Origin of the sequence: Streptococcus sp. HMSC072C09 (assembly GCF_001813105.1) — a bacterium.
In the GTDB taxonomy this organism is placed as follows: Bacteria; Bacillota; Bacilli; order Lactobacillales; family Streptococcaceae; genus Streptococcus.
The window spans coordinates 328,910-338,477 of record NZ_KV811501.1; the positions used below are offsets into that span (position 1 = coordinate 328,910).

General features: G+C 45.0%; 8 protein-coding genes. 2 read left to right on the forward strand and 6 right to left on the reverse strand.

All coding sequences use genetic code 11. The features are described from left to right. Positions 1 to 79: 79 nt before the first annotated feature. From HMPREF2893_RS07255 to HMPREF2893_RS07285, 6 genes are all read right to left on the reverse strand, one after another. The gene (locus tag HMPREF2893_RS07255) at positions 80 to 796 is read right to left on the reverse strand and encodes a DUF554 domain-containing protein (RefSeq protein ID WP_070675372.1); all 717 of its coding nucleotides are present in this window, start codon (positions 794 to 796) and stop codon (positions 80 to 82) included. Positions 797 to 818: 22 nt separating this feature from the next. After that, the gene (locus HMPREF2893_RS07260; protein ID WP_070675374.1) at positions 819 to 2,483 is read right to left on the reverse strand and encodes a MutS-related protein; all 1,665 of its coding nucleotides are present in this window, start codon (positions 2,481 to 2,483) and stop codon (positions 819 to 821) included. 3 nt (positions 2,484 to 2,486) lie between these two features. Beyond that, a complete protein-coding gene (locus tag HMPREF2893_RS07265) occupies positions 2,487 to 3,830 on the reverse strand; it encodes a CapA family protein (protein ID WP_070675376.1) in 1,344 nt (447 codons plus the stop codon). A 426-nt stretch (positions 3,831 to 4,256) separates the two neighbouring features. Beyond that, positions 4,257 to 5,192: a peptide-methionine (R)-S-oxide reductase MsrB gene (gene msrB, locus HMPREF2893_RS07275; protein ID WP_070675436.1), complete on the reverse strand. Its 936-nt coding sequence runs from the start codon at positions 5,190 to 5,192 to the stop codon at positions 4,257 to 4,259. Between the two features lie 272 nt (positions 5,193 to 5,464). Continuing rightward, positions 5,465 to 5,821 (reverse strand): hypothetical protein, encoded by a 357-nt coding sequence (locus HMPREF2893_RS07280; RefSeq protein ID WP_045759864.1) that lies wholly within the window; start codon positions 5,819 to 5,821, stop codon positions 5,465 to 5,467. Between the two features lie 276 nt (positions 5,822 to 6,097). After that, positions 6,098 to 7,033 carry a dihydroorotate oxidase gene (locus HMPREF2893_RS07285; protein ID WP_003016837.1) on the reverse strand — a complete coding sequence of 312 codons (936 nt, stop codon included), beginning with the start codon at positions 7,031 to 7,033 and terminating at the stop codon, positions 6,098 to 6,100. A gap of 299 nt (positions 7,034 to 7,332) precedes the next feature. Here HMPREF2893_RS07285 and gdhA point away from each other — a divergent pair, with 299 nt between their 5' ends. Together gdhA and HMPREF2893_RS07295 are read left to right on the forward strand one after the other, a co-directional pair. Further along, complete coding sequence (gene gdhA / locus HMPREF2893_RS07290; protein ID WP_003004977.1) at positions 7,333 to 8,679, forward strand: NADP-specific glutamate dehydrogenase; 1,347 nt, start codon at positions 7,333 to 7,335, stop codon at positions 8,677 to 8,679. A 279-nt stretch (positions 8,680 to 8,958) separates the two neighbouring features. Beyond that, positions 8,959 to 9,276 carry a hypothetical protein gene (locus HMPREF2893_RS07295; protein ID WP_003016835.1) on the forward strand — a complete coding sequence of 106 codons (318 nt, stop codon included), beginning with the start codon at positions 8,959 to 8,961 and terminating at the stop codon, positions 9,274 to 9,276. The last annotated feature ends 292 nt before the right edge of the window (positions 9,277 to 9,568 follow it).

Genomic DNA, 9,568 nt, shown 5'->3' on the forward strand with positions numbered 1-9,568 from the left:
CTGACGTCCGTACTCACCTAAGGAAAGTTTTTAATATGACTTTGTCTTAAATCTGAAGCTACTGCTTAGCTTCTATTTTTCAGCCAACAAAGGCCCAAATAATGGCAATCAGCACTGCCGGAAGGAGATTGGCGACCTTGATTCGTTTGCCCCATATGAGATTGATCCCTACACAGAGAATGAGGCTGGAGCCAACTAGGGACAGATTCGAAAGGGCTTGTGGAGTCATGATCGGTGCGATCAAATGGGCCAACAGCGTGATCAAACCTTGAAGGATCACAAGTGGAACCACCGCAAAGATTGCGCCTTTTCCTTTTGAAACGGTCAAGACCAGAACGATAACCATATCCAGAATAGCCTTGGCCAACAAGGTCGAGGTGTCGCCTGTCAGGCCATCCTGGACAGCTCCGACCACCGCCATAGCCCCGATACAAATGGTCAAGGCCGTGGTCATAAAGGCATCAACAAAGCTGGTATCGCCTTGATTGCCCGTCTTTTCCTTTAGCCAGGTTCCCAGACGCTCAAAGCCCTCCTCAATCTTCAAGAGTTCCCCGATAACGGTCCCGATCACTAGACTCAGAATCAACATCATACTGCCGTGACTTTCCACATGACTTCCATGCACCACCAGCATCTTTTCCAAGGTCCCTGCGATGCCCAAGACAAAAACAGCAACACCCGTCACTTTCAGAAGGGTCTCATGAAAATCTTCTGATAAACGTTGACCGATGAGCAATCCTAAAAGCCCACCAAATACGACCCCTAAAGCATTATAGAAGGTCCCTAAACCGATCATTTACAAACTCCTTCGTCCATTTTCATTCTTTTTCAATTTCTTTCAAAGACCAGTGTCCCGTCTCTTCATACTGGTCAATCAAGTCCTTGGCTGTTTGCGTAATCTCCTCTGGATAATGCAGACTTTCTAGCGTATTTACCGCATTCTTAGTCACAGCTGACCCTGGCTTAATCTGGTAGTCAAAGACGATCTTGCCATCCACATAGCGACTGTCAAAATGGTAATTATCATTGACTTCACCGGAGGCTGCGACCAGCTCAATATCATGACTGGAGATCATGTAGAGGCAGTTTTGGGCAGCCAACCAGCGGACAATCCCAAGACCTGATCCGATCCGCTCGATGGTATTGGTCCCCTTAAATAGCTCGTCAATAAAGAAGTAGTGAAAACCAGGCTTTTTCAGATGCTGAATCATACGCAAAATAGCTTTACTTTCGGTGATGAAATAACTATCTCCAACTTCAATATCATCACTCACATCCATAGCCGTTAGGACATGACCGTAAGGAAGGGCCAATCTTTCTCCATAGGCAAAGCCTAATCCTTGAGCCAGAATGGCATTGATGGCGACAGTCTTCAAATAGGTCGATTTCCCGGAGGCATTGTCCCCACTGATGACCATATTTTTCTGAAAATGCACATCATTCGCAATCGGATTGGACAGCAAAGGATGATAGAGCGTCTCGCCCTCAATGCCACCCGTCTCTGTAAAGACTGGCTGGCAGACCACTTCTAGATCCCGCTTATGGCGCAAGAGACTAATGGCGACTTCCATCTCTCCAAGGAGATCCAGAAGCTTCTGGGCCTCTTTTTGATGAGCTTTCACCTGATTGTAAATATAGACCTGAGCGATCTGCGGGAGTAAAAAGAGGACGTTGAGGTAGAGGAGAACAATTTCCATCTCAGAGGTCCCCGTTGGACTCTGCAAGACACTGGCAAGGATCCGCGTTTTCTTAAAGGGTTTGACCGCTTGCTTTAGTTCTTCTTGTTGTGGCAAGGCTAGATGGCTCAAGCGTTCTGCCGAAGCAAAGATGCGGACCAGATAGCTAACATTATCCAGACGGATTTTATTGGACCAATTGCGCAAACTCGAAAAGACGATATTAAAGACCACACTGATCACCAAGAGGGTAATGGCCACGACTGGCTCAAAGGGGATGGCAAAGAGACAGACAATGGGAAGACAGGCCAAGGCTAGATAGAGGGGCAAACCTGCATAATGCTTGCCGGGATTTGCGACAATGCTCCGCGCCATGTTGTGGTTCTTCTTGCCCAGTTGGTTGAAAATGACCTGAACCTTGAGGCGCAAATCAGGATGCTCTTCAAAAAAGGCTTCTAAGTCATGAAGCTGGTCCTGAGGTTGAAATTCCAGCAGGCGCATTTTTTGATAGAGAGCCTCTGCCCCAAGGCTCGATTGGGTATAGTTGAGTTGATCAAAGACCGCATCCAAAGCCAAATCATGCCAGGTCTGATCATCCACTTGGCTATCAATCGTCTTTCCCTTAGCCGGATAAGCCAGGCTGTCTATCAAACTTTCTTCTGTATCTTTCTTGCGAAAGAAAGGCGCTCCATCCCAAGCCTTCTTCAGCTTTTGCTTGAGGCGGATGGCCGTAAGAAATTTGGTCGCCCAAATCACCACTATCAATCCTAGGATCCCAAGCGGGATCCAGTTCACATTTCCTTCCATGCTCTATTCCTTTCCGCTCTGAGGCCAGTCCAAGTGAACATGTTCCTTCATTTCTCGGTAGGCCGTGTCCACTCTCTCCTTGGTCTCCTCATCCAGCTTGTCACGGTATTTGCCACCCTGGATAAAATCTTCCAAGATATAGGTCTGGTACTTGTACAAGTCATAGCCTTCAGGAGAATAGGTGCCCTTCGGAGTCCGACTGACCCAGGTTGGATGAGCAGTAGCCGTCTTAATCCGTGTCTTGCGACCAACCTTTTCGATGGTCACATCCATCAAGACCCCTCGCTCTGTCCATTGGGCAGTCTCCACTCCCTCCATGGTTTCCAGACGCTGATTGGACAGGAAATTCCCCATTGAGTAGATGATAAGCTTGTTTTGACCATCTTTATTGACCACTTCAGCAGGCTCTACAACATGGGGATGCCCGCCAAAGACAATATCAGCTCCCCAAGAAACCATCTTGTGGTAGAGCTCTTTTTGCTCTTCTGTCGGCTCCAACTGGTACTCGATTCCCATCTGGGGCATAACAATGGTGATATCTGCCTCTTGCTCCGCCTTTTGGATCTCCGCCTTCATCCGCTCTTCATCCAGATCAGACAAGACATCTGCTTGCTCCTCTGGAGTAAGGGTCGTTTCCATTCCATTAAACCCATAAGCGTAGGCTAGAATAGCAATCTTGATGCCATTCACTTCCTTGATCACCAAGGGGGCCTGGCCTCTCTTTTCATGCGTGTAAACACCGACAGGTGTGATGCCTGCATCTTCAAAGGCCTTAGCTGTCGAATAGACTCCTTCTAGACCTGAATCCAGGATATGGTTGTGTCCCAAATCCATGACATCATAACCAGCATCCTTGATGGCTGGTACGACTTCGCTCGGCGCATTAAAGAGAGGATAACCTGACAAATAGTAATTCGGGTTAATGGTTCCCTCAAAATCGCCCAAGGCCAGATCCGCCTTTTGTAGCCAGGGTTTGACATACTCATAATTTTCATGAAAATCATAAGTCCCATCTTCTTTTTGCGCACTCATATAGACCAGATCGTGATAGAGCTGATCTCCATTGGCCATGATCCGAGCTGTATGAGGAATCTGATCAGCCGGTGTCTTGGCCTTGTACACAAGCTCTGGCCGTTCCGTTGCGGTGATCGGAAAGCCTTGAAACTTTTGCACCCACAAGATAGCATTGGCCACGATGAAAACAACAGACAAGAGCACGTAGACAAACTGTTCATTGGTCAGCTGAATCCTTGAAAAGAGACGATCAAAAGCCCAGTCAAAGGCTGCCGATAGCTCTTTTCCCATCGTTTTGATAGTCCCTTTCACACTCTCCCACTTCTCTAACATTCCTACCTCTTCTTCGTACCTAGTTTCTCCAATGATCCGCCAACAAATTGAGCTGTCATTGAAATACTTTCTCTTCATTGTATCACAATTTTTAAGAAGAGAAAAAAGAGAGCAGAACAGAAGCGCCATTGTTTAGAACCGCTTCTTTGTCCTGCTCCTGCACAGTTATTCATGTAAATGATCGATCATCACTTCTTATCGTTTGATTTGGACAAGCTGATTGCAACCATGACAAGACTTAGGAAAAAAGCCGAAAGTAACCCTTTTGTCGTCCGATTCATAAAAGGTTGATGGAATACAAAATGATTATAGGCAGTAAATCCTAATCCAATCAGAGTTACCATAGCTGAAAGTGAAAAAATCGTTAACCACAAATTTCTTGTTTTCATCATTAACTCCGTTTTTTGATCTACTAGAAAGGCCCTCTTATTTCAAAGCCTTTAACAAATATCCATAACCTTCTTGCTCCATTTCCTCTTTTGGAATAAAGCGCAGCGAGGCCGAATTGATACAATAGCGTAGGCCACCTTGGTCTTTTGGTCCATCGGTGAAGACATGGCCGAGGTGGGCATTGCCTGAGCGGGAACGAACTTCGATCCGCTCCATCCCGTGGCTATGGTCCTGGTAATAGTGGACAACATCTTTGGCAATGGGACGAGAGAAACTTGGCCAGCCACAGCCAGAAGCAAACTTATCCTTGGCAAAGAAGAGAGGCTCTCCAGTCGTAATATCCACATAGATCCCCTCTTCGAAGGTCTGATCATAGGCATTCTGGAAAGGGCGTTCCGTCGCACTTTCTTGGGTGACTTGATACTGCTCTGCTGTCAGTTTCGCTTTTAGGGTTTCTTGATCTGGCTTCTGATAGGCTGACGGATCAATCAAGGGCTGGTCAGCATCCGTCACATCGATATGGCAATAGCCTCCGGGATTCTTCTTGAGATAGTCTTGGTGGTAGTCCTCAGCTGGGATGTAGTGGCGCAAAGGCTCTAGCTCAACAGCTATTTTACTGCCCAGTTGCTTCTCTTCTTCCGCAAACACTTGGGCAATCACCTCATGATCTCCCTCGTCTGTATAATAGACACCGGTCCGATATTGGCGGCCTCGATCATTTCCCTGCTTGTTAATGGACAAGGGATCAATCACCCGGAAATAGTAGAGCAGAATCGCTCGTAGGGTAATTTTATCTGGATCGTAGATGACCTGAACAGTTTCTGCATGATCCGTTTCCTTGATCAATTGGTAGTTGGTCGTTTCTACCTGGCCATTGGCATAGCCCACCGTCGTCTCTTCTACACCGGGGATCCGTGAAAAATATTCCTCTAAGCCCCAAAAACAGCCACCTGCTAGATAAATCTCTGCCATCTTTTTCCTCGCTTCCTGCATTCCCTAAGAGGAACGCTTAACATCTATTAGCTCCATCATAATCCAAGAGCCTCAGATTTTCAAGGATTCTGCATCAAAAATCCCTTCTACTATACGTAAAAGGGATTCAATCCTTCTTATTTTTCAAATAAGAAAAAGAGCGAGTAATAGAAGTTCCAAAACGATAGGGTTAACTGATGTAGAAAATCATGAAGGACTACCATGACCAACACCTCCTCTGAATATCTGTGGACAAACTCAAGGCACATCAACTACAAAACCACCGTCGGTCCGTAGACCTGTAACTGAGGCTTCACAACCTCGTAATGCCAGTGATCATAAGCTCGCCAAGCTTGAAAGGCTTCTTCGTTCAATGCTAGCCCGCCCAGACCAATCAATAGACTGGCGGTCTGATAAAACTTTTCTAACTCAATCAACAGACGATTGTCTACCCGCCTAGCCTTTCGTAAACCTTTCAACATCTGATCTAGATTTTCTCGAAATCGAAGGGTATCTGAACTAGGGGTGAATCCCTTAGAAAAGGCTGTTTGAAGAAGGGTGATCGTCGTCCTTGCCTCTTGAATCACATCCCTTTCTTCCATAGAAATCACCTTCCTTTTCACCTCCATTGTACACCTTTTTCTCTCTATAAAAATGGAAAATTCCTAAAACTAGGAACAGAATGAGGCTGGGACAAAAGTCCTAGCCTCTCAATTGTTTCTAGATTGTCGAGCAAGACGCAGTGGTTGAGTGGACTCTACTACGCTGATTTCATCAGCTTTTACAGCCCTACTCAACTGTGCGGAGGTGGGACGACGAAATCGAATTCTAACGAATTACCGATTTCTGTCCCACTCTCATAAAAAACTTCCCCAAGTTTCCACTTGAGGAAGTTTTTCGAAAGATTAGTCAATGTAGTGCAATTTCCCACGGAAGTCTTCTAGGCTTTGGTAGCCTTTTTCTTCCATGATAGCTTTGAGCTCCGCAGTGATGCGGTCAAAAGCTCCTACTCCTTCTTTATGCAGCGTCGTTCCGATTTGCACCATACTAGCCCCACAAAGGATATGCTCAAAAGCATCGCGACCAGTCAAGACACCACCTGTCCCCACAATCTGAATTTCTGGGTTCAGACGTTGGTAAAAGGCATGGACATTGGCGAGAGCCGTTGGCTTGATGTATTCTCCACCAATCCCGCCGAATCCGTTCTTCGGACGAATCACCACGGATTCATCCTCAATGTAGAGGCCATTTCCGATCGAATTGACGCAATTGACAAACTTGAGCGGGTATTTGTTAAAGATCGCTGCTGCTTGATCAAAATGAACGATATCAAAATAAGGGGGTAACTTGATCCCTAGAGGTTTGGTGAAATAGGCAAAGACCTCAGACAAGATCCGATCTGTCGTATCAAAATCATAGGCAATCTGAGGTTTCCCAGGGACATTGGGACAAGATAGGTTCAACTCTGTCAAGCCTTTAAAATCACTGTCTTGCACCTTTTTCAAGATGGTATGGGTTTCCTCAGGAGACATGCCGACGAGAGATAAGAAGAAGGTCCGATCTGGATCCGTTTCTTGCAACTCCAATAAGTAATTCAAATAATAGTCCAACCCTTGGTTAGGTAGCCCCATCGAATTGATCGAACCAAGCGGCACATCTTGGTAGCGTGGCTCTGGATTACCAGCACGGAATTCTAAGGTCGCTGTCTTGGTCACAAAGGTCCCAGCAGCTGAGTTCTTCACTTCTTCTAATTCCTCAGTGGTCATACAGGCTACACCTGCCGCATTCATCAAGCAGTTGTCAAATTCAAAACCAGCAATTTGCGTTTTTGTCGATACCATCTTGTACTCCTTTTTTGAAACACCACCAACAGAATCGTTCGGGATGCTCTCTATTTTCTTCTTTCATTATACCATCACTTGGAAGCTTCCGGACAATCAAAGCTAAAAATTCTTCCAAACATTCGGACTTTCCTAGTCGCGATAAAATTTTCAGAAAATTCAACTTTTTTCTTTACAAGCCAAAAAAAGTCTGCTATAATGATCCATGTAATAAAACATGACATTGTTTGTCAACTGTCTCAAAGCCACTCCCCTAGCGGGTTTGCTGGTTTTCGTTTCATTCACAAAGGAGAATTAACATGACAACTGCTAAAGAATATATCCAAAGCACTTTCGAAACTGTAAAAGCTCGTAACGGCCACGAAGCTGAATTCCTTCAAGCTGTTGAAGAGTTCCTCAGCACTTTGGAACCTGTTTTTGAAAAACATCCTGAATACATCGAAGAAAACATCTTGGCTCGTATTACAGAACCTGAACGCGTAATTTCTTTCCGTGTTCCTTGGGTTGACCGTGAAGGAAACATCCAAGTAAACCGTGGTTACCGTGTTCAATTCAACTCTGCAGTAGGTCCTTACAAAGGTGGTCTTCGTTTCCACCCAACTGTTAACCAAGGGATCTTGAAATTCCTCGGTTTCGAACAAATCTTCAAAAACGTCTTGACTGGTCTTCCTATCGGTGGTGGTAAAGGTGGATCTGACTTCGATCCTAAAGGAAAAACAGACGCTGAAGTGATGCGTTTCTGCCAAAGCTTCATGACTGAATTGCAAAAACACATCGGTCCTTCTCTTGATGTCCCTGCTGGTGATATCGGGGTTGGTGGACGTGAAATCGGATACCTTTACGGTCAATACAAACGCCTTCGCCAATTTGATGCTGGTGTCTTGACTGGTAAACCTCTTGGTTTCGGTGGTAGCTTGATCCGTCCAGAAGCAACTGGTTATGGTTTGGTTTACTACACTGAAGAAATGCTCAAGGCCAACGGCGACAGCTTTGCTGGTAAGAAAGTCGTGATCTCAGGTTCTGGTAACGTTGCCCAATACGCTCTTCAAAAAGCAACTGAACTTGGTGCAACTGTTATCTCTGTATCTGATTCAAACGGTTACGTGATCGACGAAAACGGTATTGACTTCGACCTTCTTACAGACGTCAAAGAAAAACGTCGTGCACGTTTGACTGAATACGCTGCTGAAAAACCAACTGCTACTTACTACGAAGGTTCTGTATGGACTTATGCTGGTAACTATGACATCGCTCTTCCATGTGCAACTCAAAACGAAATCGATGGCGATGCTGCAAAACGTTTGGTCGCTCAAGGTGTGAAAGTTGTCTCTGAAGGAGCAAACATGCCAAGTAACATCGATGCCATCAACGTATACAAAGAAAATGGTATTCTTTACGGACCTGCTAAAGCAGCCAATGCTGGTGGGGTTGCTGTATCTGCTCTTGAAATGAGCCAAAACAGCCAACGTCTTTCATGGACACGCGAAGAAGTGGACGGACGTTTGAAAGACATCATGACCAACATCTTCAACACTGCTAAAACAACTGCAGAAACTTACGGTCTTGGTAAAGATTACCTTGCAGGTGCCAACATTGCTGCCTTTGAAAATGTCGCAAACGCGATGATTGCACAAGGTCTTGTATAATCAATCGATATTTTTCTTTGAGACCTTCGGGTCAAAGCCTCTCAACTCCTGAAACCAGTATGTTTCAGGAGTTTTTTTGTAGCTACAGACCTCTGTCAAGACACCCCGTCCCAAGTGAGGAAAGCCATTTTTTAGATAAGGGACTCGACCGTCTCTAGTGGGGAGAAGTGAGCCCTCTCTTTTTCTGTATCTTTTTCTAAAAAAATTTTATTTTTTTTACTTTACCCCCTTGCATTTTTAATAAATTAGTATTAAACTATAGCAAAAGGAGGTGTGCTTATGTTTCTTTTAGCTCAAGAAAAATCAGATACGATCGAATTCCTTAAGTCTGAATTGGTCCAATTACTCTCCAATATGCGACAAGAAATCGCAGCTAGCCGTCAATCACAGACCGGCGCAGCTTGCCATCATATTGAATATTGCATGGACAAGATCCAGAGGGCAAAAAGTTCCGTAGCCATTGCCCTCCCCATCGAATCCTTAAATCTCGAAATCACGACTATGTTGCGCCAGCAACTCATCGTCTTGCCACCAGAGGCTCGAAAAAATTGGGACCAAATTAAAAAGCTGGATTTCAAATACTGCCACTTAAAATAGACCAAAAAAGAGAGTGGGACAGAAATCGGTAATTCGTTAGAATTCGATTTCGTCGTCCCACCTCTGCACAGTTGAGTAGGGCTGTAAAAGCTGATGAAATCAGCGTAGTAGAGCCCACTCAACCACTGCGTCTTGCTCGACAACCTAAAAATAATTGAGAGGCTAGGACTTTTGTCCCAGTCTCTTTTTTGTATTAAAAAATATAAAAAATTGGTTCATAAATTAATTTATTAGTTAGAATGATTCAATCGTCTACTTAAACTTTCCGCTGTGAGAAAAGTGCCTGAAACAA